This window comes from Mesorhizobium sp. M8A.F.Ca.ET.202.01.1.1 (assembly GCF_004791595.1).
Lineage (GTDB): Bacteria > Pseudomonadota > Alphaproteobacteria > Rhizobiales > Rhizobiaceae > Mesorhizobium.
Window position 1 is genome coordinate 299,011 of sequence record NZ_SRUN01000004.1, and the last position, 23,421, is coordinate 322,431.

The 23,421-nt window shown below is 64.4% G+C and carries 20 protein-coding genes; 8 read left to right on the forward strand and 12 right to left on the reverse strand.

Annotated features, from left to right (window positions below; all coding sequences use genetic code 11):
* The first annotated feature begins 60 nt into the window (after positions 1 to 60).
* Entirely contained in the window at positions 61 to 2,394 is a 2,334-nt protein-coding gene (locus tag EN845_RS12105; RefSeq protein WP_245511721.1) for a cation:proton antiporter, read from the forward strand.
* Between the two features lie 11 nt (positions 2,395 to 2,405).
* Here EN845_RS12105 and EN845_RS35470 read toward each other — a convergent pair whose 3' ends face one another.
* The 6 genes from EN845_RS35470 to EN845_RS12130 form a co-directional block, all read right to left on the reverse strand.
* Positions 2,406 to 2,549 carry a hypothetical protein gene (locus EN845_RS35470; RefSeq protein ID WP_167531334.1) on the reverse strand — a complete coding sequence of 48 codons (144 nt, stop codon included), beginning with the start codon at positions 2,547 to 2,549 and terminating at the stop codon, positions 2,406 to 2,408.
* A 111-nt stretch (positions 2,550 to 2,660) separates the two neighbouring features.
* Complete coding sequence (locus EN845_RS12110; RefSeq protein ID WP_127870172.1) at positions 2,661 to 3,542, reverse strand: ABC transporter permease; 882 nt, start codon at positions 3,540 to 3,542, stop codon at positions 2,661 to 2,663.
* Positions 3,539 to 4,498, reverse strand: coding sequence for an ABC transporter permease (locus EN845_RS12115; RefSeq protein WP_127870171.1), 960 nt, complete (start codon positions 4,496 to 4,498; stop codon positions 3,539 to 3,541). Before EN845_RS12115 ends, EN845_RS12110 begins: the two co-directional genes overlap by 4 nt.
* A gap of 8 nt (positions 4,499 to 4,506) precedes the next feature.
* On the reverse strand, positions 4,507 to 6,144 hold the full coding sequence (locus EN845_RS12120) for an ABC transporter substrate-binding protein (RefSeq protein WP_127870170.1): 1,638 nt from the start codon (positions 6,142 to 6,144) through the stop codon (positions 4,507 to 4,509).
* Between the two features lie 40 nt (positions 6,145 to 6,184).
* Positions 6,185 to 6,958, reverse strand: coding sequence for a DUF427 domain-containing protein (locus tag EN845_RS12125; RefSeq protein WP_127870169.1), 774 nt, complete (start codon positions 6,956 to 6,958; stop codon positions 6,185 to 6,187).
* Between the two features lie 13 nt (positions 6,959 to 6,971).
* Positions 6,972 to 8,324, reverse strand: coding sequence for an LLM class flavin-dependent oxidoreductase (locus EN845_RS12130; RefSeq protein ID WP_127870168.1), 1,353 nt, complete (start codon positions 8,322 to 8,324; stop codon positions 6,972 to 6,974).
* Between the two features lie 190 nt (positions 8,325 to 8,514).
* On the opposite strand from EN845_RS12130, the gene EN845_RS12135 reads away from it, so the two are divergent.
* From EN845_RS12135 to EN845_RS12155, 5 genes are all read left to right on the forward strand, one after another.
* Entirely contained in the window at positions 8,515 to 10,329 is a 1,815-nt protein-coding gene (locus EN845_RS12135; RefSeq protein WP_127870167.1) for an ABC transporter ATP-binding protein, read from the forward strand.
* 76 nt (positions 10,330 to 10,405) lie between these two features.
* Positions 10,406 to 10,852 carry a DOPA 4,5-dioxygenase family protein gene (locus EN845_RS12140; protein ID WP_127870166.1) on the forward strand — a complete coding sequence of 149 codons (447 nt, stop codon included), beginning with the start codon at positions 10,406 to 10,408 and terminating at the stop codon, positions 10,850 to 10,852.
* A 72-nt stretch (positions 10,853 to 10,924) separates the two neighbouring features.
* A complete protein-coding gene (locus tag EN845_RS12145) occupies positions 10,925 to 11,890 on the forward strand; it encodes an ornithine cyclodeaminase family protein (protein ID WP_127870165.1) in 966 nt (321 codons plus the stop codon).
* Positions 11,891 to 12,444: 554 nt separating this feature from the next.
* Positions 12,445 to 13,377, forward strand: coding sequence for a retron St85 family effector protein (locus EN845_RS12150; RefSeq protein ID WP_127870164.1), 933 nt, complete (start codon positions 12,445 to 12,447; stop codon positions 13,375 to 13,377).
* Complete coding sequence (locus EN845_RS12155; protein WP_127870163.1) at positions 13,377 to 14,336, forward strand: retron St85 family RNA-directed DNA polymerase; 960 nt, start codon at positions 13,377 to 13,379, stop codon at positions 14,334 to 14,336. The genes EN845_RS12150 and EN845_RS12155 overlap by 1 nt, the downstream gene beginning before the upstream one ends.
* 135 nt (positions 14,337 to 14,471) lie before the next feature.
* On the opposite strand, the gene EN845_RS12160 is transcribed toward EN845_RS12155, so the two are convergent.
* Complete coding sequence (locus tag EN845_RS12160) at positions 14,472 to 15,263, reverse strand: hypothetical protein (protein WP_127870162.1); 792 nt, start codon at positions 15,261 to 15,263, stop codon at positions 14,472 to 14,474.
* A 479-nt stretch (positions 15,264 to 15,742) separates the two neighbouring features.
* Between EN845_RS12160 and EN845_RS12165 the strand changes: the two genes are divergently transcribed.
* On the forward strand, positions 15,743 to 16,516 hold the full coding sequence (locus EN845_RS12165; RefSeq protein ID WP_245511722.1) for a reverse transcriptase domain-containing protein: 774 nt from the start codon (positions 15,743 to 15,745) through the stop codon (positions 16,514 to 16,516).
* A 30-nt stretch (positions 16,517 to 16,546) separates the two neighbouring features.
* On the opposite strand, the gene EN845_RS12170 is transcribed toward EN845_RS12165, so the two are convergent.
* The 4 genes from EN845_RS12170 to EN845_RS12185 all read right to left on the reverse strand — a co-directional run bounded on the left by EN845_RS12170 (position 16,547) and on the right by EN845_RS12185 (position 20,471).
* Positions 16,547 to 16,792, reverse strand: a complete 246-nt coding sequence (locus tag EN845_RS12170) for a MoaD/ThiS family protein (protein ID WP_127870160.1) — start codon at positions 16,790 to 16,792, stop codon at positions 16,547 to 16,549.
* Between the two features lie 76 nt (positions 16,793 to 16,868).
* Entirely contained in the window at positions 16,869 to 19,133 is a 2,265-nt protein-coding gene (locus tag EN845_RS12175; protein ID WP_127870159.1) for a xanthine dehydrogenase family protein molybdopterin-binding subunit, read from the reverse strand.
* Position 19,134: 1 nt separating this feature from the next.
* Positions 19,135 to 19,611 (reverse strand): (2Fe-2S)-binding protein, encoded by a 477-nt coding sequence (locus tag EN845_RS12180; protein WP_127277000.1) that lies wholly within the window; start codon positions 19,609 to 19,611, stop codon positions 19,135 to 19,137.
* Positions 19,611 to 20,471: a xanthine dehydrogenase family protein subunit M gene (locus tag EN845_RS12185; RefSeq protein WP_127870158.1), complete on the reverse strand. Its 861-nt coding sequence runs from the start codon at positions 20,469 to 20,471 to the stop codon at positions 19,611 to 19,613. The genes EN845_RS12180 and EN845_RS12185 overlap by 1 nt, the downstream gene beginning before the upstream one ends.
* Positions 20,472 to 20,797: 326 nt before the next feature.
* Here EN845_RS12185 and EN845_RS12190 point away from each other — a divergent pair, with 326 nt between their 5' ends.
* Positions 20,798 to 21,946, forward strand: a complete 1,149-nt coding sequence (locus EN845_RS12190) for an amidohydrolase (RefSeq protein WP_127870157.1) — start codon at positions 20,798 to 20,800, stop codon at positions 21,944 to 21,946.
* A gap of 2 nt (positions 21,947 to 21,948) precedes the next feature.
* Here EN845_RS12190 and EN845_RS12195 read toward each other — a convergent pair whose 3' ends face one another.
* Positions 21,949 to 23,376, reverse strand: a complete 1,428-nt coding sequence (locus tag EN845_RS12195) for a PLP-dependent aminotransferase family protein (protein ID WP_245511723.1) — start codon at positions 23,374 to 23,376, stop codon at positions 21,949 to 21,951.
* Positions 23,377 to 23,421 lie beyond the last annotated feature (45 nt).

Here is a 23,421-nt window from a genome sequence, read left to right on the forward strand (position 1 = left end):
AACGCAAACGTCGGCCGCGCGTTGTGATGGTCAGTCCGCGGCGGCGTCTTGAAGGGACCCATGATCCATCCATCGGCAACGAGGCCGCACGGTACAGCGGCCGCCCTTTCGCTGGCCATTTTCGTTCTGGCGCCGGCAAACCACGCGCTGGCCGCGCAGCCGGCCGGCCACGCCTCGGGCATCGGCGGCTCGGCGGAGGGATTATTCGTCGCCGAGATCGTACTCCTGCTTCTGGTCGGCCGTGGCCTCGGCGAAATCTTCCAGCGCTATGGCCAGCCGGCGATCATGGGCCAGCTGATCGGCGGCATCCTGCTCGGGCCGTCGCTGTTCGGCTGGATATGGCCGGACGCCCAGCATCTGATCTTCTCCACCGATCCCGCGCAGAAAAGCATGATCGATGCCGTCTCGCAGCTCGGCATCCTGCTGCTTCTCCTGCTTACCGGGATGGAGACGGATCTGCGCCTCGTGCGGCGGGTGGGCGCGGCCTGTTTTTCGATCTCGATCACCGGCGTCGTCGTGCCCTTTGTCTGCGGCTTCGCGCTGGCGCAGGTGCTGCCGGATTCCCTCCTGCCCGAGCCGGGTGAGCGCATCGTCGCCGGACTGTTCCTCGGCACCGCGCTGTCGATCTCCTCGGTCAAGATCGTCGCCATGGTGGTGCGCGAGATGAACTTCATGCGCCGCAATCTCGGCCAGGTCATCGTCTCCTCCGCCATCATCGAGGACACAATCGGCTGGCTGATCATCGCCGTCACCTTCGGCATCGCCACCAATGGCAGCCTGCAGGTGCTGCCGCTCATCATCACGGTGGTCGAAGTGGCGCTGTTCATGGTGTTTTCCTTCACCATCGGCCGCCGCCTGGTGTTCACCCTGATCCGCTGGAGCAACGACTCCTTCCGCAGCGAGTATGCCGTCGTCACCGTCATCATCATCATTATGGGCGTGATGGCGTTGATCACCAATCTGATCGGCGTCCACACCGTGCTCGGCGCCTTCGTCGCCGGCATACTGGTCGGGGAATCGCCGATCCTGTCCGACCACATCGAGGGCCAGCTGCGCGGCGTCATCACGGCGCTGTTCATGCCAGTGTTCTTCGGCATGGCCGGCTTGTCCGCAAACCTCACCGTGCTTGCCGACCCGACGCTGGCGCTGCTGACGCTGGCGCTGGTGCTGATCGCCAGCATCGGCAAATTCTCGGGAGCCTTTCTCGGCGGCCGCCTGGCCGGCATGTCGCTGAAGGAGGCGACCGCCGTCGGCAGCGCCATGAACGCGCGCGGCTCGACCGAGGTCATCGTCGCCTCGATCGGCCTGTCGATGAACATCCTGTCCCACAATCTGTTCACCATGATCGTCACCATGGCCGTCATCACGACGCTCGCCATGCCGCCAATGCTGCGCTGGGCGCTCGGCCGGCTGCCGGTCGGCGATGCCGAAAAGCAGCGCGTCGACCGAGAACTGCTCGACGAACGCGGCTTCGTCTCCAAACTGGAACGATTGCTGCTGCTCGTCGACGACAGCCCGGTCGGCAAGTTCACCGCCTATCTCGCCGGGCTCGTCGGCGGCGGCACCGGCATGCCGACCACGCTGCTCCACCTCGAGGACGGCAAACTGCCCGGCCCTGCCCGCGACAAAGGCCCCGAGCGGGCCTCGAAACAGGTCAAGAGGGGAGCGGCCAGAAGCGCCAGGGCTGTCAGCAAGGCCGAGGACACGCCCGTCGACAAGATCCATCTCACGGCCCGCGCCGAGCTTGAAGCCACCACCGAAACGATCGCCGCCGAGGCCCGCAAGGGCTACGGCCTTCTGCTGGTTGGGCTCGACAACGCGCTGACCGGCAAAGGCACCTTCAGCGGCACGCTGAACGATATCACCAGCGGCTTCGACGGCCCGCTCTGCCTGGTGCTGAATGGCGCCAAATCCAGCGGCAGGATGCCGATGCTGCGCGCCGGCGCGACCATTCTGGTTCCCGTCAACGGCACCGAGGTCGCGCGGCGCGCGGCTGATTTCGCGCTGGCCCTGGCGCGGCCGCACCGGGCGCGCGTCAAAGTCCTTTATGTCTCGCAGGCCCGCAAGGGCAGCCGGCCAGGCTCGGTTTCGCACCGCCGCGAGGAGGCCGTGCTCAAGGATGTCGCCGATCTCGCCGACCGCTATGGCGTCGCCGTCGAGACCGCCATCAGAACGCGCGCCACGCCCGACCAGGCGATCGCCCGGGAAGCGGCCAAGGGCGCGGCGATGGTGGTGATGGGCGTCACCCAGCGGCCGGGCGAAGAGCTGTTCTTCGGCGACACGGCGACCGCCGTGCTGGCCGCCGTCGCCTGCCCTGTCGTGCTTCTGGCGAGCGATCGCGTCAGGCGAGCCGACGCCGGCGCCGAGGAGGCGACAGCCGAGACCGGCGCCTGATGTCTATGGTCCTATAGGCCGAGGAACTGCCGCCCGATCAAGTAGCCCAACGCCGCCGCGACGAGCGGGAACAGCGCCGGCGCGACCCTGCTGAACAAGGAAATGCTCGTGTCCTTGGGCGGCACATAGCGTGCATTGCCGAGATTTTTGGTCATTGCGTACCCCACGCGCACCGATAATTAGCAGATGCTTATTGATGCATGGCCGAATTAACGGGTTGTAAAGAAATTCGATCGAATAGCCGACCATTGCATGGCGCCCACAGCCTATTTATCGCCTTGTTCGAAAGCGCCGATGCCTTGCGCGATGAGGTTGGTGGCCATGACCAGCGAAATGATCGCCGCCGAATTGAACACCACCACCCACCATTTGCCGCCGGTGAGGAAGCCGTAACCGTCGGCGATCGCCAGCCCCCAGTCGGCCGATGGCGGCTGGATGCCGAGGCCGAGGAAGCTCAGCGTCGCGATCGAGAAGAAGGCGTAGCCGAGCCGGGTGATCAGCTCGATCAGGATGGCTTCCCGGACATTGGGCAGGATTTCCAGGAACATGATCGCCAGCCGCCCTTCGCCGGCAAGCCGGGCGGCGCTGACATAGTCGCGCTCGCGCTGTTCGCGCGCGGCGGTGCGCACGGTGCGCGCCACCAGCGGCGCATAGGCAAGGCCGATCACTGCGATGACGGTGAGGTTGGACGGGCCGATCGCCACCAGCGCCATCGTCACCAGCACGATGAAGGGCAGCGACATGACCGCGTCGAGCAGCCGCGCGCCGACGGCATCGACCAGGCCGCCAAAGGTGCCGAGAACCAGGCCGATGACGCTGCCCGAAGCAACACCCGCCAGCGTCGCCAGCGGCGCCACCAAAAGGATGTCGCGTGAGCCGACGATGATGCGCGAGAGCACGTCGCGGCCGAGCTGGTCGGTGCCGAACCAGTGCACCGCGTCGGGCGGCGTCATCATCGACAGGAAATCCTCGGCATAGGGATCGAACGGCACGAAGAGCGCGCCGAACAGCGCGCAGGCGACCCAGAACAGCAGCACGACCGAACCGATCGCGGTCGACGGCGCCACGTCAGGCAAGGAACCACGCAGTCGGCCGATCCAGGAGAGCCTGATGTCGCCGCGCACCGGGGATTGCGCCAGATCGGTCATGGCGCGCTCCGGCGGCGCTGGCGCGGATCGAGCAGCGCCTGCAGGAGATCGCCGATCGCGGCCGTCGACACGAAGATCGCCGCCATCACCAGCACGCCGGCCTCGAGCATCGGAAAGTCACGCGCCTTGGCGGCGGTCAGCACCAGATTGCCGAGCCCCTGTATGCCGAACAGCGCCTCGATCACCACCAGGCCGCCGAGCAGGAAACCGCTCTGCGTGGCGATGACGGCGACTGTCGGCACCAGCGCATTGCGCAGCACGTGCTTGAACAGCACCTGCGAGGGGCTCAAGCCTTTGAGGATGGCGGTGCGGGTGTAGTCGGCACCACGCGCCTCGATCACCCCGGCCCTGGTCATGCGCGCGACATAGCCGATCAGGTTCAGCACCAGCGGCAGCGCAGGCAGGATGAGGTAGTAGCTGGACGTCCAGAAGCTGGCCCCGTCGGGCGCAGCACCGGTGATCGGAAACCAGGCCAGCCACAGGCCGAAGACCATCAGCAACAGCAGGCCGGAGACGAAATCGGGTACGATCGAGAGCGAGACGCCGGTCAGCACGATCAGCCTGTCGGCAAGGCTCCCCGGGCGCAGGCCGGCGGCGACGCCGGCGCCGATGCCGATCGGCACGAGGAACAACAGCACGACGCCGGCCAGTGCGGCGGAGTTCCTGATGCTCTCCAGCACGAACGGCGCCACCGGGGCGCGCATCGACAGCGAGTCGCCGAAATCCCCCGTCATCGCCCGGCTGAACCAGTGCCAGTATTGCGCAAGGATCGGCTGGTCGGTGCCGAGCTTGCGGTTCAGTTCGGCGACCGCCTGCGCATCGGCGAACGGGCCGAGCATGACGCGGCCGACATCGCCGGGCAGCACCTGCCCGGCGAGGAAGACCAGCGCGCTGACCAGCCACAGCGTCAGAAGCAGCGAACCCGCGCGCGCCGCCAGAGGCCTGACGACCGCCATCGAGGCGATCACACGAACGACACCTTGTCGAGCAGCAGATGCGAGATGGCGGTGAAGCGCACGCCTTCGACCTTGGCGCTGACGATGCGGCTGTATTGCGAGAAATAGCTGATGATCAGCGGCGTCTCGTCGAGCAGCAGGGTCTGGATCTTGCCGGCGGCGAGCCGCTGCGCCTGCAGGTCGCGCGCCTTGCCGTAGTCGATGAGCAGGGCATCATAGTCCGCATTGTTGAAATGCGCCGCGTTCCAGGCGCCCGAACTCTTCAGCGTCGCGTTGAGGAAGATGTCGGGCGTGCCGCGATGGCCGAAATCGGTGATGCCGAGATTGGAGTCCAGCCACGGCGAAGAACCGAATGTCGCCGAGCCGTAATAGGCATCCTGCGGCAGCACGTTAAGCTTGATGTCGATACCGGCCTTTTTCGCGAAGTTCTGGATGATCACCGCATAATCGGGAATGTCATAGGCGCGCTCGGTGGTCAGCGTCACCTCGAACCCATTGGGCACGCCGGCCTCGCCGAGCAGGCGCTTGGCCTCGGCGATGTCCTGCTTGCGCTGCGGCACCGACGGATCGCCCGAGGGGAAGATCGGCGCGAACGGCGTGTCGTTGCCGACGACGGCGCGGCCCTTGAGCAGGCCCTTGACCACGGCCTCGCGGTCGATGGTCAGCGCCAGCGCGCGGCGGATGCGCTTGTCGGTGAACGGCGCCTGGTCGGTTCTGAGATGCGCCGGATCATGCGAGCTTGCCTGCACGCTGAGCAGCTTGAAGTTGGGGTTGCCCTCGATCGCCAGCTCCAGCCGAGTGGTGCTCGGGATGACGTCGAGCTGGCCGGCCTGCAGCGCCAGAACCTGCGCCTGTTCGTCGTCGAAGAACTTGATCTCGACGCGGTCGGGCAGCGCCTTGTCGCCCCAATAGTCGGGGTTGCGCACGAAGCTGGCGCCTTGCTTGGGGCGGAACGATTCCAGCTTGAACGGGCCGGTGCCGTTGAAAGTCTTCTCGAAGTCGCCGGCATAGTCGGCCGGCACGATGACGGCGTTGTAGACGTCGGAGGAGACATAGAACGGGAAGTTGCTGTTCGACTGGTCGAGATCGAAGTCGACCGTCTCGTCGTCGACGACCTTGGCGCCGCCCTTGGATAGGATGCCCTTATAGGCCGACAAGGCCGAGGAGCCGCTGGCCGGATCGACCAGCCGTTCGAAGCTCGCGACCACGTCCTTGGCGGTCACGGTGCGGCCGTCGTGGAATTTCACGCCTGGCCTCAGCTTGAAGGTCCAGCGCCTGGCGGTCTCGTCGGCTTCCCACGACAAGGCAAGCTTCGGCTGGAGGCCGTCCTTGGGATCGTCGAGGATGAGATACTCGCCGACCTGGCTGATCACGCCGATGCTGGCCGGATCGGTGATGGTGACGGGATCGATCGCCTTGGTCGGCTGGCCGAGGCCGACGCGCACCGTGCCGCCGGCAGTCGCCGCGCGCGCCGCGCCTGGCGTGAACAGCCCCTGCGAGGCGGCAAAGCCGGTGAGGCCGAGAAGTGCCGCGTATTTCAGCAGGTCGCGGCGCTTGAGAAAGCCTTGCGCGTATTCGTCCACCGCGACATTCCAGATGTCGCCGGATTGATTGCGCAGAAGATCGATGTCGGAACGTTTCGTCATTGTTTTTCTCTCTTGATTTGAATGGCTTTGAAAGGGAGCGTCAGGCCGGCTGGCCGTCGAGATGGATGCGGTCGACCGCCTGCGGATAGAAGGCGATCAGGCCCTTGATTTTCGCGACCTCGTCGATCGGCTCGCGATAGCTCCAGGCGATGTCGGGGCGAACCGAACCATCCCCGAGCAGGCCCGACCAGTAGGAGGCGATGCCCTTGTAGGGACATCGCGTCGTCGAACTGGACGCCGTCAGCCGCTCCAGCCGGATATCCTCCGGAGGAAGGTAGAAACGCGTCGGCAGATGGGTCTCGAACAGGAGCACCGGACGATGGCTGTCGGCGATGATCTCGCCGTCGAACCAGACCTCGACATGGCTGGAACTCCGCAGCACGTCGATGCGCGCATAGGGATCGCGGGCGTGGACGAAGACTTCTTCCTCTTCCTCGAACCACTGGTCGATCGACTTCCAGGTGAAGGCGATGCGGCCGGCGAGCGGCGCCAGGTTTTCATCCGGCGGCGCCGTGAACGACCACGCCGCGTTGGCGGCGCGCTTGTCGCCGCTGTCGATGTCCCAATAGGCGGTCTCGCCGCCGACCGCATGCGGCTCGCGATGCAGCGACGGTTTCAGCACCGAAGGATCGACCGCGGACGGCGGGAAAAAATAGATCGGCAGGAAATGGTTGGAGCGCAGCACCAGCACGTTGCGGCTGTCGGCGATGGTGCGGCCGCCGAACTTGACGCGGATGCGCTTGGGGCTGTTGAGCACGTTGACGAGACGCGGAGCGGTGGCTTCGCGGGGCTGGAGATTCGGCGCGGCGGTCATGGCTTCTCCCCCCTCAGGACACGGCGCGCGCATTGGCGCGCTGCTCGGCGAAACGATTGGCGGGGCGGGCAAGGCCGAAGCGGTCGCGCAGCGTGCCGGGCGCGTATTCGGTCGGCACGAGGCGGCGCCGCTGCAGTTCCGGCACCACCTGCTCGGCGAAATTCACCCAGTCCTCGGGCAGCAGCGGGAACATCAGGTTGAAGCCGTCGCAGGCGCCGGCGACGAACCAGTCTTCGAGCTGGTCGGCGATCTGCTTCGGCGTGCCGGCCACCGTCGGCACCGAGCCGCTGTTGGCGAGCTTGCGGGCGATGTCGCGCAGGCTGAGATTCTGCTTCGACCATTGCTTGACCCGGGCGAGCGAGGTGCGCCCGCCATTGAAGGTGCTCTCGTCCGGCAGCGGCGGCAGCGGCCCGTCGGGCGGATAGGCTGAAAGGTCGATGCCGCTCCAGCTCGACAAAAGGTCGATGCCGACCTGGTCGGGCAGCAGCGTCTGCAGGTATTCCTGCTTGTCGCGGCCCTCGGCCTCGGAGGCGGCGACGATCGGCAGGATGCCGGGCAGTATCTTGAAGCTTTCCGGCCGCCTGCCGTGGCGGGCCAGCCGCTCGTTGATGTCCTGCCGGTATTTGATGCCGTCTTCCCGTGTGGAGAAGATGGCGAAATGCACGTCGGCCTGGGCGGTGGCGAAGTTCTTGCCGTCCTCGGACGACCCGGCCTGGACGATCAGCGGATGGCCCTGCGGCGGCCGCGACACGTTGAGCGGCCCGCGCACCTTGAAATGCTTGCCCTTGTGGTCGATCGGATGGACCTTGTCGGGATCGGCGAAATAGCCCGTCTCCTTGTCGATGAGGAGCGCCTCGTCCTCCCAGCTGTCCCACAGCGCCTTGACGATATCGAGGAATTCGCCGGCCCGCTCATAGCGGAAGGCATGCTCGATATTGCCGTCGCGGCCGAAATTGCGCGCCTCCTCGTCCATCGCCGAGGTGACGACGTTCCACGACGCCCTGCCCTTCGAGATATGGTCGAGCGAGGCAAACAGCCGCGCCACATTGTAGGGCTCGCTGTAGGAGCTCGATGCCGTGGTGATCAGGCCGATATGCTTGGTGACGCCGGCCAGCGCCGACAGCAGCGTCAGAGGTTCCAGCCGCGCATTGGCGTAGTGCGCGACGCCGCTCTTCACAGAATCCCAGATCGACACGTGGTCGGCGACGAAGATGGTGTCGATCGTGGCCCGCTCGGCCGCCTGCACCAGCTCGCGGTAATAGTCGAAGTCGAGCACCTCGCGCCCCGGCGCGCGGGGGTGTCGCCAGGCCATGCGGTGGTCGCCCTGCGGGTTGAAGAAGAACGCGCTGAGGATCATGTGCGACATGCCGGTAGCCTTCCCTGTCCATGCGGAAATCGTCAGGCGCGGCGGCGTGCGGCCGTGCCCTGAAAACCTTCCAGTCGGCAAAAGTTAGATTGCGCCCGGGCTTAATTCGAGTAATTTTATAGAGATTGTTCTATGTGAAAGCGGAAGCGATTGCCCCCGATCGCCGCGCGGACAGAAAGTGGTTTCGGGCATGTCCTCTTCATCGTCGTCTTCGGTTCTGAGCGTCGAGCACCTCTCGGTTTCCTACCGGGGCGCCCGGCGCATCCATCGCGCGGTCGACGACATATCGCTCGGGATCGGCCAGGGCGAAGCGCTCGGCCTGGTCGGCGAATCGGGTTCGGGCAAGAGCTCGGTGGCGCTGGCGGTGCTGCGCTATCTGCCCAGGCACGCCCGGGTCGAGGCCGCGCAACTCGCCTTCGAGAACCGCGAAATCCGCGACCTCTCCGCCGTTGAGCTCCGCCGGTTGCGCGGCGACCGCATCGCCGCCGTCTACCAGCATCCGGGTTCGGCGCTGAACCCGAGCATGACCATTGGCGGCCAGATCACCGAGACGATCCTGCGCCACCGCCCGATGCATCGCGACGACGCCCTTGACCGCGCGGCGCAACTGCTCGGCCGCGTCCGCGTCGCCAATCCGGAGCGCGTGCTAAAACTTTATCCGCACGAACTGTCGGGCGGCATGCAGCAGCGCGCCAACATCGCCATCGCGATCGCGCTCGACCCGGCGCTGCTGGTGATGGACGAGCCGACCACGGCGCTCGACGCCAGCGTCCAGTCCGAGATCATCGCCATCCTCGACGATCTGCGCCGCGAGCACCGCACCTCGATCCTGCTGATCAGCCACGACATCAACCTCATCAGGCGCTCCTGCGACCGCGTCTCGGTGATGCAGTCCGGCGCGATCGTCGAGACGGGTGTCGCAGAAGAAGTGTTCGACAGCCCGCGCCACGCCTATACCAGGGCGCTGGTCGCGGCGATCCCGACGCTGACCCGCACCAAGCGCGACGGCAGGCTGGCCGAGGATGCGAGCCCCATCGACCTCGCCTCGCCCCCGCCGGCCACCGATAGCCTCCCCGCCCGGCCGCGCGAGATCGCCGTCTCCTGCCGCGGCATAAGGCAGTCCTTCGGCGGCCAGCCGGTGCTGCATGGCATCGATCTCGACATCGCCGCCGGCGAGACGTTCGGGCTGATCGGCGAGTCCGGTTCCGGAAAATCGACGCTGGCTCGCATCGTCACCGGCTTGCAGCCGCCGACGGCGGGCACGGTCGAACTGTTCGGCAAGACCGTGGCGCCGCTGGTCGAGCGGCGCCAGCCGGCCGAGCGCCGCGACGTGCAGATGGTGTTCCAGTCGCCAGACCGCACGCTCAACCCGCGCCAGCGCATCGGCCGCATCCTCGGCCGCCCGCTGCGCCGCCTGGCCGGCCTGCCGCGCCGCGCCGTACCGCAGCGCGTCGGCGACCTCTTGGCCTCGGTGCGCCTTGCCCGCGCGACGGCGGAGCAGAAGCCCGGCACGCTGTCGGGCGGCCAGCGCCAGCGCACGGCCATCGCCCGCGCCTTCGCCGGCCTGCCGAGGCTGGTGGTGCTGGACGAGCCGACCTCGGCGCTCGACGTCTCGGTGCAGGCGACGGTGCTCAATTTGCTCAACGATCTGCAGAAGAAAGAGGACACCGCCTATCTCTTCATCAGCCATGATCTCCGAGTCGTGCGCTACATGGCCGACCGCATCGGCGTGCTCTATCGCGGCCGCCTGGTCGAGACCGGTTCCTCCGACCAGATTTTCGCCGGCCCCAACCACCCCTATACGCAGATGCTGCTGGCGGCGTCTTCCAATGAGGGGCGGACCATGGCGGAAGCCGCCATCGAAGCCGGCCCTGATAATGCCCTTGCCGGCTGCGCCTTCGCCGGCCGCTGCCCGCTGGCGGAAGACGCCTGCCGCAAGGCCGAACCTGTCGCGCGGGAAGTTGAAGCAGGCCATGTCATCGCCTGCTGGAAACGCGCCGGCTGATCACGGCTGAAGACAAGCCGCCCGCGCTTCGGCTAGAGTTGTGCCGGGGCACGACACGGGCGAAGGGAGCATCGAGATGAGCGAAGCCAGTTCAACGCCGGCCGGGCAACCCCGACCGCCCAGTCCAAGACAACTCGCCGAGATCGCCAGCTACCACGCCCATATCTATTACGGCGACGCCGCCCAGCGCCAATACGCCGAATGGCTGCGCCAGCGCATCGCCGAACGGTTTCGCGTGCGCCTGGGCAGCTGGCGCGACGAGCCGGTCGGCCCGCATGAGCAGGCCATGTACCAGGTCTCCTTCGCCACCGAAATCTTCGCCACGCTGGTGCCCTGGCTGATGCTGAACCATGGCGGCCTCAGCATCCTCATCCACCCCAACACCACCAACCCCAAGCGCGACCACCTGATCGACCCGATCTGGATCGGAAAGGCATTGGGCGTGCATGGCGAGGTGCTGGGGGAAGAGGATGAGGCGGAAGAGGCGCTGGAGGTGAACACGGAGCCGACGCTGGAAGCGTGAGGGGGCGCCCAGACCCGCGATGAGGGCGCTCTCGCGAAGCGGCGGTTTGAGGATCCCATGGGGAATGACCAGATGAACAACCAACCCTTGGCTGCCGAAACCTTGCCCTATCTGTCATCGGCGCTGCTCGACCGCCTGTCGATCTCGACAGTCGACATGGTCGACGAGATCGAACGCCAGATATCAGGCCAGAGGCGGGGCGAGGTCTGGTGCGCGCCGAAGGCGGTCGTGCTGCCGGGCGACGACCGCTACATCATGGCGACGCTTGGCGTTGCGTCGACGCCGCCGGTGCTCGCCACCAAGTCGCTGGTCGTCAATCCGCGCAACGCCGGGCGCGGACTGCCCACGCTGAATTCGCTGATCACGCTGCTCGACGCCGAAACCGGCCTGCCGCTTGCCCTGGTCGACGGCAATTGGGTGACCGAGAAACGCACGGCCGCCTTGAGCGCCGTCGCCGCCAGGCGCATGGCCAGAAGCGACGCGTCATCCCTGGCCTTCATCGGCTGCGGGGTGCAGGCCCGCGGCCACCTCGAAGCCTTCGCCGACCTCTTCCCCTTGCGCGAAATCCGCGCCTTCGGCCGCGGCACCGCCAACCGCGACGCGCTGTGCCAGATGGCGCGCTCGCGCGGGCTGCAAGCAATCCCCTGCGACACGGCACAGGCCGCGATCGAAGGCGCCGACATGGTGGTGACGACGGTGACCCTGGTGCCCAGGCCCGAACCATTCCTCGACGCGAACTGGCTGAAGCCGGGAAGCTTCACCGTGATGACCGACCAGGCCCTCCCCTGGCTGCCCGAAACGATGCACCGCTTCGACCGCATTGTCGTGGATGATCTGGAGCAGGAGAAGAACATGGCCAAGCCCATGGTTGATCCCGGCCTGGTTGTGGGCGACCTGACAGGGTTGGTGTGCGGGGATTTTGTGGGGCGGCAGAGCGCGGGCGAGACGACGGCGTTTGTTTTTCGAGGGCTGGCGGTTGGGGATCTGGCGGTGGCGGCGCTGGCGTATGGGCGCGCCAAGGTCGCGCTTGGGGCGTAGGGAGCGTAGGAGCGCGTTTCCGCGTGTGGCTAGATAGGGGAAGCGGACTGGCTGCTTGTGATCTGCCTCCGGCACCTCGCGGGAGAGGTCGGCGTGGGAGAGGCCATCACCTTTACGAACATTCGGCATAGGTATCTGACCAATACGGCCATCCTCCTTAAATCGACGCGCTGACGACCCCGTCCGTGATATTCGTCATGCTGACGGGCAACCTAATCAGCTGCAGGTTGGCGGACCAGAAATTACCTCGTCTAACCCGCCCATGCGCCAGTATTCACAGTCACTTAACTTTGGGCCTCTTGCTCTTCACAATAACTGGGGGCACTGTCCTTGACAGAACCTGAGGGGGGTGAGAAACAGTGTGCAGCTTACGCGAAAGGCACCTCGTGTGCTTGGTCCGACGTTTCGTCAGACCTCATCTGATTGTCGGGTTTTATGCGGTGTGGAATAACGCGTGGTTCTACCGCCACAAGTGGCCGCTCCGCTCGGTAAAACCCCACCTTATCCCACACCTCCAAGGGTAAGTGATCGCCGGGGGTGACATTACTGATCTGGTGGATCGCATCGACGCGAACTCAATTCGCGTGATGGCACCAAGCCCGATCATCTTGCTTTGCGGGGGACCGATTGAGGTTGAGACCCCGAATCCGTCCTCACTGCGCGAAGCTTTCACACGCATCTATGAACGACCAGGGCTGAACGCATACGCGACCGTTACCCCTGAAGAGTTTGAAATCTTTGCCCCTCATGGGCAATATACCGACTGGCTCAGTTTTGAGAGCGAATTCGCCCAAATAGTAGATCTCATTGTGCTGTTTTCGGAAAGCTACGGCAGCGTCGCCGAGCTGGGCGCCTTCTCCATGGTCGAGGAAATCGCATTGCGACTGCTCGTCGTAATCGACGACAGGAGTTACAACGACAAATCGTTCATAAAGCTGGGGCCGATCCTCTACCTTGAGAGCAAATACGGAAAGTCCTCGATCTGTGTCGTCAACCGCAACGACGTGAAAATAGAGCGGATTACGAACGTTGAGGGTGTTGACCTCGACCGATTGGCTGAAAACCTGATTTCAGCCATCGAGGCAAGGCGCCAGGACTATAAGGAACACACCACTTTCGATGCCAGCCGCCCTGGTCACCTGATCAAATTAATCGTCGGATTAATCCAGCACTACGGGGCTCTCACTGCCGTCGAAATAGAGGTTTTGTTGTACGCGCTAGAGCTGAAAGTCCCGACTACCAAAATCCCAGATTACCTGCTTTGTGCGGCGAACGCAGGCTGGATCGTCAAGGACAAGCGCGGCCTTCAGGAATATTACTGCGCCAAGCCGAATATCAAGCAGGCTGTGACGTATAAGATCCGCAAGGATATAGCAGCCGAAGACAAGGATCGTGACCGGTGGCGCACCCGCGTCATCGCGTATTGGAAGGACAAGGAACCGGTTCGCTTCAGTAGTATCCAATCTGCTCTGAAGGGCGCACTGTGATGGTCGGCATCATTGAACTGCTCGCAATCAACACAGGCATGGATACTGGACTGGTAGAACGGATCATGGTGACCGCTCCTGTCCGGTACAAAACCTATTTCATTCCGAAGCGGCATGGCGGTCTAAGGAAGATTTCACAGCCGGCTCTGGAAGTGAAGGTTCTCCAGCGGGCGTTGATCGAAGTCCTCCTAAACGAATTGCCGGTGCACGACGCCGCGACCGCCTACCGCACGGGTATGTCGATCAAAGACAATGCTCTAAGGCATGCAGGGCACGGTCCAATTATGAAAATGGACTTCAAGGAGTTTTTCCCTTCCATCTTCGCACGAGATTGGGACCAGTATTGCGAAACCACTGAGGTGCTCACCGAACCGAGGGAGATCTATCTTACAACCAGGTTAATGTTTCAACGACCGCGCGACAGTTCATTGCTACGTCTCGCAATCGGTGCTCCCTCGTCGCCAGTCCTGTCTAACGCGCTCCTGTTCGAATTCGATGAGATGCTGACAGCCGAAGTAGCAAAAGACCATGTCGTTTACACTCGCTACGCCGACGACCTCACCTTCTCCGCGCCGCGCACCGGTCACCTCGTCAATGTCGAAAAGGCGGTGAGGACGGTTATCAAGGCAATCAGACGTCCGAAGCTTACGATTAACGAGGACAAGACCCAGCGCATTACGACAAAGTTCGGTCGCCACGTGACCGGGCTGACGCTTACCAACGATGGAGAGGTTTCGGTCGGACATGAGCGCAAGCGCCAGCTCCATGCTGCGGTCCATCGTGCGCTTCACGGCAAGTTGGATGTTATTGAACTTGGCAAGCTTAAAGGTATCCTTGGATTTGTTAACAGCGCCGAGCCAGAGTTCATAGTGACGCTTCGTAAGAAGTATGGTAGCAAAATAATAGATTCAATTCAGAAGACGCCTGTCCCACTCCGGCCTCGGCCGTTTAAGAAATGATTGGCGTTGTGATGCTGACCGCTTGCTACACTAAATCCTTGCTACAGAATTCCAGCCGTCGCTATAAACACGGCGACCAAGCCTAAACTCTCACCGTGTGATGCTGCCCACGCGATAATGCAGCGGGAACCACCATCAGCCTTTGGCATAAAACGACACTAAGACCTGCGCTGCTCCCACCAGAAGCAAGCCGACCGTCAGGATTGCCAGGATTGTCTGCTGCCATTGGGCGCGCGCAAACCGTTGGCTTTCGATTTGAAAATCTGTCAGGCCGCCCAGGCCGGTTGGGGACAGGCGATAATCCGCGCCTTCATTGATGAGGTAGCCGTCGGCCTTGAGCGAATCGAGGACAAGGCGGTAGTGGTTCATCGTCTGCAAACTTTGGGGATGGGAGAAGCTCCTCAAGCTGTAAAGTTCGCTTAACAGCTTCGGTGCGCTGGTCTGATACTGAAGGCTAGTGGTCGTCTTCCGGACAAACATGTCCATGACCTCCATGCGATCAAGCCGCACCAGTCTTTTTCGGTTGAAGAAGAACTGCCCTGTCTTATCAGCCCAAATCGCCATCTTCGCATAACCGGTTAGCCACTGAAGAATGAACAGCGATGGCGACTTAGTGCGCAGTTCGTACCCCTTGAGGTAGTGGCGGATAACAATCCGGTAATCGCTCAAAAATCGGTTAGGTATCGCGGCATCAAACCCAGCTTCGCCTACGCCATTGAAGTAGATGCCCTGCGGGCCTTCTTTAGTCAGCGCTCGCACCAAGAGGTTCTTGGTGGGGTCATGGCGCTCAAACAATTCGACCTGATGAAAATTATTGCCGAGCGCGTTGGGAGGCGACAACGGTATGCGGTCGGGTGCTGGTGTGCGCTGAGCTATGGCTATCGCAAAGCGATAGATGATGTTTTTGATTTTACGAATCAGGTCCATGTGCCGCCTCCCGCCGGCAATATAGACGCCTCGCCTCGCGAGTTTTAGGGCAAGATCCTGCTATCGCAGATGGCGGCATGGGCGGATTTACGGCACGCCGACTAATATTTGATCGACCACCACCGATTGCCATTGTAAAGCCCGGATCGCATCCATATCTGCCGTTCGACTTCGGCGCTAGGCTGCACCTCGCGCTGGCCCAACGGACCTGGATGTGACCTGATGGAAGCACCTTGGGACTGGGCTTCGGGAATACCTTCTCTCAGTTGACAACTCCATCGTGAAGATGAGGTTGCAGGTATGCCGGAGTCTAGCAATGGAGGATACGCCCATGATGAAAAATCAGAAGCGCCTTCACCTTGCTGCATCGGTTCTGACTGTTACACTTCTGCTTTTGCAGAATGCGGAAGCAGTAATTGATCTGATCAGCAAGGTGGTCAACTATGCCCGGTCCATTCGAAAATTTTCTGCATTCCTACATGAAGAATGGGAAGCCGATCTTCGTTCCGAACCCGTTTGGCGAAGAACTGGGCAGAAAGCTCAAGCGTAGAGTCGAAAAAAAATACACATTCGACAAATTCATTTACCACTTTAAGGAGGGCTCGCACGTCGTTGCCCTTCACAGGCACCGCAAGAACGCGTTTTTCTGCCGTGTCGACATCAGCCGCTTCTTTTACAGCATCAAGCGCAACCGGCTGAAGCGCATCCTCAAGGACATTGGCATTCCGAAGCCGGAATATTACGCCAAGTTTTCTACGGTCAAAAACCCGTTTGAAGGCGGGGGCTACGTGCTGCCGTATGGGTTTGTGCAGTCCCCTATCCTCGCGACCCTCGTGCTCGCAGAATCACCCATCGGCACGTATCTCCGGGGACTTCCCGCGACCATTGCGCCGTCAGTTTATATGGATGACCTTTGCCTGTCGGGGCCTGACCATGCTGCCTTGAAGGAGGCCTTTGACGGTTTGGTGAGGGCAGTAGCAGAAGCTGGCTTTACCTTGAACGATGACAAGACCCGAGAGCCCGCAGAGAAGATCGATATCTTCAATTGCTTGCTAGAGAACGGCAACACCGCCGTGCTCCCTGAGCGCATTGACGAGTTCTTCGCAGAGGATCGCGAAGCCGCGGCCGTCGAGTCCTTCGAGACTTACGTGGACATCGTGCAATCCAAGACCTGGCGGATTGGGGAATCCAAGAAACGCCGCCGCAAGGCATTTGAGGAACGACGCAAGAAAGCTGCGGTCCCGACCGCATGAAGCGTCGATACCTTGCGCAGGGCCAGCCCCTCACCCCCCAGCCAATCTCGGCAGCAAAAAAATCTCCGCCCCCGGCGGCAGCGTCTTCCCCCAAGTATCCCGATAAATCACCCCGTCGATCGCCACCGCGATCCCGCGATCGATCCACGGCTCGAAACCGGGATACTGTTCAGCCAGTTTCCTGAACAGTTCCCTGATGTCCTTGGCCTCGACCTCGACCTTGCTCCGCCCCCCGGCAAGCTGGCTGAGCGCGCCCCAGAGCGTGACTTCGACCATCGCGCGCCGGAGCCTCCTATTCCTGATGGGGCATGATGTTATCCGAAAACCGCTTCGCACTTTTCGGCATCATGCCCTACCCTTCCCGTTCCGCCTCGATCGCCGCCAGGATGCGTGGCGGCGACATCGGGATGTGCGTCATGCGCACGCCGGCGGCGTTCGAGACCGCGTTGGCGATCGCCGCCAGCGGCGGCACGATCGAGGTTTCGCCGACGCCGCGCACGCCATAGGGGTGGTTGGGGTTGGGGATTTCCAGGATCTGCGTGTCGATCATCGGCAGGTCGGAGCAGACCGGGATGCGGTAGTCGAGGAAGCCGGCGTTCTGCAGCCTTCCATCCTTGCCGTAAATATACTCCTCGTTGAGCGCCCAGCCGATGCCTTGCGCGGCACCGCCCTGGTACTGGCCCTCGACATAGGTCGGGTGCACCGCCTTGCCGGCATCCTGCACCACCGTGTAGCGGATCACCCTGGTCGCACCCGTCTCGGGGTCGACCTCGACGTCGCATATATGGGTGGCGAAGGAGACGCCGGCGCCGTCGGCGACGAGCTCGCTATGGCCGGCGATCGGCCCGCCCGTGGTGCCCGACTTGGCCGCGATCTCCTTCAGCGACAGTTTGCCGAGATTGCCGTGCTTCTCGCCCTTGGCGACCGCGTGGCCCTGTTCCCAGACGACGTCGTCGACGGAGATGTCCCACATCTGCGCGGCGCGCTCGCGCAGGATCAGAATAGCGTTGCGGGCGGCCGAGATGGTCGCCATCGAGGACGAGAAGGTGCCGCGGCTGCCGTCGGTCATGTCGTTGTAACCGAGGCTGGACGTGTCGGCGACCACCGCCTTGAGCTGGGCATAGTCGATGCCCAGTTCCTCCGCCGCCACCAGCGACAGCGAGGCGCGGGAACCGCCGACATCGACGGTACCCACGGCGAGCGACACCGAGCCGTCCATGCCGATGTTCAGGTCGACGCAGGTCTGGCCGCCGAAATTGAACCAGAAGCCGCAGGCCATGCCGCGCCCCTGGTTCTTCTTCAGGGGCGCCTTCATGTGCGCATGGGCCTTCACCGCTTCCAGCGTCGGGCCGATGCCGATCGGGCCGTAGACCGGGCCGTAGGACGAGCGCGTGCCTTCCTGGGCGGCGTTCCTGATGCGGAACTCGACCGGGTCCATGCCGAGCTCCTTGGCGAGCTCGTCGACAGCACTTTCCACCGCGAAGGCCGCCATCGGCGCCGAGGGCGCGCGATAGGCGGCGGTCTTCGGCCGGTTGACCAGCACTTCGAAGCCGACGGTCTTGACGTTATCGAGCTTGTAGCAAGCGAACGCCGTCATGGCGCCGATCTCGGCCCATGAACCGGCATAGGGGCCGGCGGAATAGCGCAGCGTGGCTTCCGCCGCCGTGATGGTGCCGTCCTTGCGGGCGCCGATCTTGACGTCGATCGAGGTGGCGCTGGTCGGCCCCGAGGCGCGGAACACCTCGTCGCGCGTCATCACCAGCTTCACCGGGCGGCCGGCCTTGCGCGACAAAGCAAGCGCCACCGGCTCGGCCCAGACATGGGTCTTGCCGCCGAAGCCGCCGCCGATCTCGGACGAGGTGACGCGCAGCTTCGAGGCTTCCATGCCGAGCAGTTGCGCGCAGTGCTGGCGGTAGACGAAATGGCCCTGCGTGCAGACCCACAGGTCCGCCGTGCCGTCGGAGCTGACATTGGCCACGCAGGCATGCGGCTCGATATAGCCCTGGTGCGTCTGCTCGGTCTTGAACGAGCGCTCGACGATGAAGTCGGCGTGCCCAAAACCCTGATGCACGTCGCCATGGCCAAACTGGCTGCGCTTGGTGACATTGGAGGGCTTGACCGGCTTTTCCTCCAGCCCCTCGGTGAAGATCGTGTCGTTGATCAGCGGCGCGTGGTGCTGCATCGCCTCGTCGACGTCGGTGACATGCGGCAGCACCTCGTAGTCGACCACGATCAGCTTCAGCGCCTGCCTGGCGGTGTGGGCATCGATCGCCGCGACAGCCGCCACCGCATGGCCGTCATAGAGCGCCTTGGTGCGCGCCATGCAATTGTCGAGGATGTCGTACATGGCGGCATCGCCATCGGTGAGATCGGGCAGGTCTTTCGCCGTGATCACCGCTTTGACGCCCGCAAGCGCTTCCGCCTTCGAGGTGTCGATCTTCCTGATCTTGGCATGCGCGTGCGGGCTGCGCAGCACGCGGCCGACCAACTGGCCGGCCATGTTGAAGTCGGCGCCGTAGCGGGCGCGGCCGGTCACCTTGTCGACACCGTCGGGACGGATCGGGCGCGTGCCGACGGAAGCGAATTTACGCCCCGAAAAACGCGGATCGAAATTCATCTCAGGCTCCCTTCATCACGATTGCCGCGTCCTGGACGGCGCGCACGATCTTGTCATAGCCGGTGCAGCGGCAGAGATTGCCGGCCAGGCCGAAGCGGATTTCCTCCTCGGTCGGGTCGGGGTTCTTGGCCAAGAGGTCCTTGGCCGCGATCAGGAAGCCGGGCGTGCAGATGCCGCATTGCAGTGCGGCATGCTCCAGGAACTTCTGCTGCAGCGGGTGCAGCTTGTCGCCATGCGCCATGCCTTCGACCGTCTCGATGCGGCGGCCTTCCGCTTCCGCGCCGAGCACCAGGCACGAACACACCAGCCGGTCGTCGAGGATGACGCTGCAGGCGCCGCAGTCGCCCGTGCCGCAGCCTTCCTTGGCGCCGGTCAGGCCGAGCCGGTCGCGCAGCACGTCGAGCAGCGTCTCGTCGGGTTGGCACAGATATTCAATCGTGTCGCCGTTGATCGTGGTTGAAACCGCTACGCCAGCCATCATTTGCCTCCTGCACGTGCATAGGCGGTCTGTGCGGCTCTGCTGGCCAGCACGCCCGCAACCTTGCGCCTGAATTCTATTGTGCCGCGCTTGTCGTCGATGGGGCGGCAGGCCCCGGCGCAGACCTTGGCCAGCCGCTCCAGCGCTGCCTCGTCAAGCTTGCGGCCGATCAGGGCCTCGGCCCCTTCTTCCACCAAAAGCACGGTCGGCGCCGCGGCGCCGATGGCCACGCGGGCCGCCGTCACGACGCCGGCCTCGTCCAGCGTCAGGTTGACGCCGGCGCTGACCACGGCGATGTCCATCTCCGTGCGTGGAATGAACCGCAGATACGCGTCGGCCGAGCGCGGCGCTTGGCTGCCGAGCAGGATCGCCTCGATGATCTCGCCCTTGGCGAGCGATGTCCGGCCCGGCGCGGTCGGCACGGTCTCGACGGCAATGGTTCGCTTGCCCGACGGGCCGACGACCACTGCCTTCGCACCTGCCGCCACCAGCGCCGGCACGCTGTCGGCCGCCGGCGAGGCGTTGCATAGATTGCCAACAATCGTGCAGCGTCCCTGCACCTGCTTGGAACCGATCAGCTTCGCCGCTTCGACGACGCCGGGCCACGCCTTCTTAAGCGCGGCGTTCTCACCCAGCACGGCGCAAGGCACGGCAGCGCCGATGCTGAAGCCGTCGGCGGTTTCCCTGATGTCGCGCAAGCCGGCGATGGACTTGATGTCGATGATCAGTTCGGGTTCGACAAAGCCGCCCTTCATCCTCACCAGGAGGTCGCTGCCTCCGGCAAGGATGGCGGCCGGGCCGGCCGATCCGGCCAGTTGGCCGACGGCGTCTTCGATTGAAAGCGGACGTATGTAGCGCATCGTCTCCCCTTGGTATGGCGATTTCAGCGACCGTTATAAACAATCGTCTCATAATGACCATCCGGTTCATGGTCTGAGGCGATTGGGCCAGATGCCGCAGGCGCTGGTGCAACGGGTCTTGACCGCGCCTTGCCGGGCGCCGATCCTCCCGGCCAAAGGGAGGAGCTTCCGGTTAAGACTACACGCTGGACCCGTTCAAGGCGCTCTGCCCCAACCGCGTGAAATAACGGGTGCGAAGGTTTCTGGCCCGCCAAAGCCCGGAAGTTGGACCGTGGCCGGCACGGCCGTTTATCGCTAGCACGGGAATGCAGCGGAGGCCGAAAAGCATGACCCTGACCAATCGCGATATTGTCGAACTGACCGAATGGCGGCGCAAGCTGCACCGGCAGCCGGAAATCTCGAACGAGGAGGAGAAGACGGCTGAAGCGGTCGTCGCCTTCCTCGGCGACACCGGGCCGGACAAGGTGCTGACCGGGCTGGGCGGGCACGGCGTCGCGGCCATCTACGACAGCGGCAAGAACGGACCGACCGTCCTGTTTCGTTCCGAACTCGATGCGTTGCCGATCGAGGAACTGTCGGGCGTGCCGCATGCATCGCAAGTGCCGGGCAAGTCGCATATGTGCGGCCATGACGGGCACACCGCGATCCTGGCAGCGCTTGGCCGCCAGTTCGGCCGCGAGCGGCCAGCCAGCGGCCGTGTCGTGCTGATGTTCCAGCCGGCGGAGGAAACCGGCAATGGCGCGGCCGGCGTCGTCGCCGATCCGCGCTTCGGCGAGATCGCGCCGGATTTCGCCTTCTCGCTGCACAATCTGCCCGGCGTGCCGTTCGGCGAGGTCAGGCTCAAGCCCGGCGTGGTCAACTGCGCCTCGCGCGGCATGCGCATCGTGCTGGAAGGCAAGACCGCGCACTCCTCCATGCCCGAGACCGGAACCTCGCCCATGCCGGCGATCTCGGAACTGATGCCGGCTCTGCCCGCGCTCGGCCGCGCGACCTTCGCCGATGACGACTTCTCCATGGTCACCGTCACCCACGCTGAGATGGGCGAAGCCGTGTTCGGCATCGCGCCCGCCCATGCCGAGGTCTGGGCGACGCTGCGCACCCGCCGCGACGAGCGCATGGCGGACCTCTGCGCCGCCGCCGAAACGCTGGTCACCGAGATTGCCGGCCGGCACCGCCTCTCCGCCAGTTGGGACTATCACGAGATCTTCGTCGCCAGCGTCAACGCGCCCGACGCGGTCGAGCATCTGCGGCGCGCCCTCGACGAAGAGAGCGTCACGCATGGCGAGGAAGCCCTGCCGATGCGCGCCTCGGAAGATTTCGGCCTGTTCGGCCACAGCGCTTCGTCGGCGATGTTCTTTCTCGGCGCCGGCAAACGCCACCCTGCCCTGCACAATCCCGACTACGACTTTCCCGACGACCTGATCCCGATCGGCTCGAAGATCTTCATGCGCACGGCGCGCAACCTTCTCGGCTGATTTCAGCGGAACCCGGCCAGCACCGCCGCCAGCACCGCCACGCCCTGCCGCAAGGCATCCACGTGGAGCCCCGCATAGCCGAGGATGAACCCCGCCACGGCCGGCTGTGGCCCAGCCGGGTCGTAGAGCGGCGTCACCGGATGGAGGCCGATCCCGGCGGCCTGCGCGGCCGTGACGATCGAGGCAACGCGATCGGCGCCGACGCCGTTCAGCCAGATGACCAGATGCAGTCCCGTATCGGCGCCCTCGATGGTGACCGATTGGCCGAGCCTGTCCGCCAGCGCCCGCAGCAGCAGCGCCCTTCGCTCGGCGTTCTTCCTGCGGATGGCACGCACATGGCGCTCATAGGCGCCGCTGGCCAGCATATCGGCCAGCGCGTCCTGCTCCAGCAGCGGCGAGTGTCGGTCCGTCAGGCGCTTGGCCGTGCTGAAAGCCTGGCGCAGGCCGGCGGGAACGACGAGATAGCCGAGCCGCAGCGTCGGCGACAGCGTCTTGGACAGCGTGCCGGCATAGATGACCATATCCGCGTCCAGCGTCCGCAGCGGCGGGATGGGGGCGACGTCGTAGCGGTATTCGCCGTCGTAATCGTCCTCGATGACATAGGCGGCTTCCCGCGCCGCCCAGGCCAGCAGCGCGCGCCGGCGCGTCGCCGACAGGACGCCGCCGAGCGGAAACTGGTGCGAGGGCGTCACATAGGCGAGCCGCGCCGGCGGCAGCGCGTCCGTCCTCAGCCCGTCGCCGTCGACGGCAATGGGCGTGGCGACACCGCCCGCCGCCGCGAAGGCCTGGCGGGCAAGCAAATAGCCGGGGTTTTCGATGACGAAGCGGTCGCCCGTATCGAGCAGCAGCCGGGCGCAGAGATCGAGCCCTTGCTGCGAACCGTTGACGATCACGATCCGGTCCGGCGTGCAGGAGATGCCGCGCGCCCGCCAGAGATAGCCTTGCAGCGCGGCGCGCAGATCGGCCGAGCCCTGCGGATCGCCATAGGCCAGCCGCGCGCCGCGCCGCGCGCTGGCCCTGTTCATCGCGCCCCGCCAGGCCAGCACCGGAAAGTCGGCGCCCGACAGGTCGCCATAGCGGAAATCCGCGACCCGCGCCGGCTGCATCAGGGCTGGCACCGGCAGGCCGAGCAGGCGCTGCGCGAAGGCCGAGAGGTGACGGGGCGCGGCCGCCATGGCGGGTTTGGGCGCCGCCGTGGCCCCCAGCCCCTGCGCCACTTCAGCGCGCGCCCCTGCCCGCGAGATCAGATACCCCTCGGCGATGAGCTGGCTGTAGGCCGCCGTCACCGTCGTGCGCGACGCCCCCCATTCGGCGGCGAAGACCCGGGTCGACGGCAAACGGTCGCCGGGCTGATAGGCGCCGCCGTGGATCTGCTGCTTGATGGCCGCGACGATGCGGCGCGCGGCTCCGTCCGCATTCAACTGGACCACCTCAACTCTTCGAAACTGGATATTCCAACAGGCCAGATTGTCTGG

What these genes read in the sequence shown, in the direction of transcription:
- EN845_RS12105 (WP_245511721.1), top strand. Translation starts at nt 61, where the DNA reads ATGATCCATCCATCGGCAACGAGGCCGCACGGTACAGCGGCCGCCCTT.
- EN845_RS35470 (WP_167531334.1), bottom strand. Translation starts at nt 2,549, where the DNA reads ATGACCAAAAATCTCGGCAATGCACGCTATGTGCCGCCCAAGGACACG.
- EN845_RS12110 (WP_127870172.1), bottom strand. Translation starts at nt 3,542, where the DNA reads ATGACCGATCTGGCGCAATCCCCGGTGCGCGGCGACATCAGGCTCTCC.
- EN845_RS12115 (WP_127870171.1), bottom strand. Translation starts at nt 4,498, where the DNA reads ATGGCGGTCGTCAGGCCTCTGGCGGCGCGCGCGGGTTCGCTGCTTCTG.
- EN845_RS12120 (WP_127870170.1), bottom strand. Translation starts at nt 6,144, where the DNA reads ATGACGAAACGTTCCGACATCGATCTTCTGCGCAATCAATCCGGCGAC.
- EN845_RS12125 (WP_127870169.1), bottom strand. Translation starts at nt 6,958, where the DNA reads ATGACCGCCGCGCCGAATCTCCAGCCCCGCGAAGCCACCGCTCCGCGT.
- EN845_RS12130 (WP_127870168.1), bottom strand. Translation starts at nt 8,324, where the DNA reads ATGTCGCACATGATCCTCAGCGCGTTCTTCTTCAACCCGCAGGGCGAC.
- EN845_RS12135 (WP_127870167.1), top strand. Translation starts at nt 8,515, where the DNA reads ATGTCCTCTTCATCGTCGTCTTCGGTTCTGAGCGTCGAGCACCTCTCG.
- EN845_RS12140 (WP_127870166.1), top strand. Translation starts at nt 10,406, where the DNA reads ATGAGCGAAGCCAGTTCAACGCCGGCCGGGCAACCCCGACCGCCCAGT.
- EN845_RS12145 (WP_127870165.1), top strand. Translation starts at nt 10,925, where the DNA reads ATGAACAACCAACCCTTGGCTGCCGAAACCTTGCCCTATCTGTCATCG.
- EN845_RS12155 (WP_127870163.1), top strand. Translation starts at nt 13,377, where the DNA reads ATGGTCGGCATCATTGAACTGCTCGCAATCAACACAGGCATGGATACT.
- EN845_RS12160 (WP_127870162.1), bottom strand. Translation starts at nt 15,263, where the DNA reads ATGGACCTGATTCGTAAAATCAAAAACATCATCTATCGCTTTGCGATA.
- EN845_RS12165 (WP_245511722.1), top strand. Translation starts at nt 15,743, where the DNA reads ATGAAGAATGGGAAGCCGATCTTCGTTCCGAACCCGTTTGGCGAAGAA.
- EN845_RS12170 (WP_127870160.1), bottom strand. Translation starts at nt 16,792, where the DNA reads ATGGTCGAAGTCACGCTCTGGGGCGCGCTCAGCCAGCTTGCCGGGGGG.
- EN845_RS12175 (WP_127870159.1), bottom strand. Translation starts at nt 19,133, where the DNA reads ATGAATTTCGATCCGCGTTTTTCGGGGCGTAAATTCGCTTCCGTCGGC.
- EN845_RS12180 (WP_127277000.1), bottom strand. Translation starts at nt 19,611, where the DNA reads ATGGCTGGCGTAGCGGTTTCAACCACGATCAACGGCGACACGATTGAA.
- EN845_RS12185 (WP_127870158.1), bottom strand. Translation starts at nt 20,471, where the DNA reads ATGCGCTACATACGTCCGCTTTCAATCGAAGACGCCGTCGGCCAACTG.
- EN845_RS12190 (WP_127870157.1), top strand. Translation starts at nt 20,798, where the DNA reads ATGACCCTGACCAATCGCGATATTGTCGAACTGACCGAATGGCGGCGC.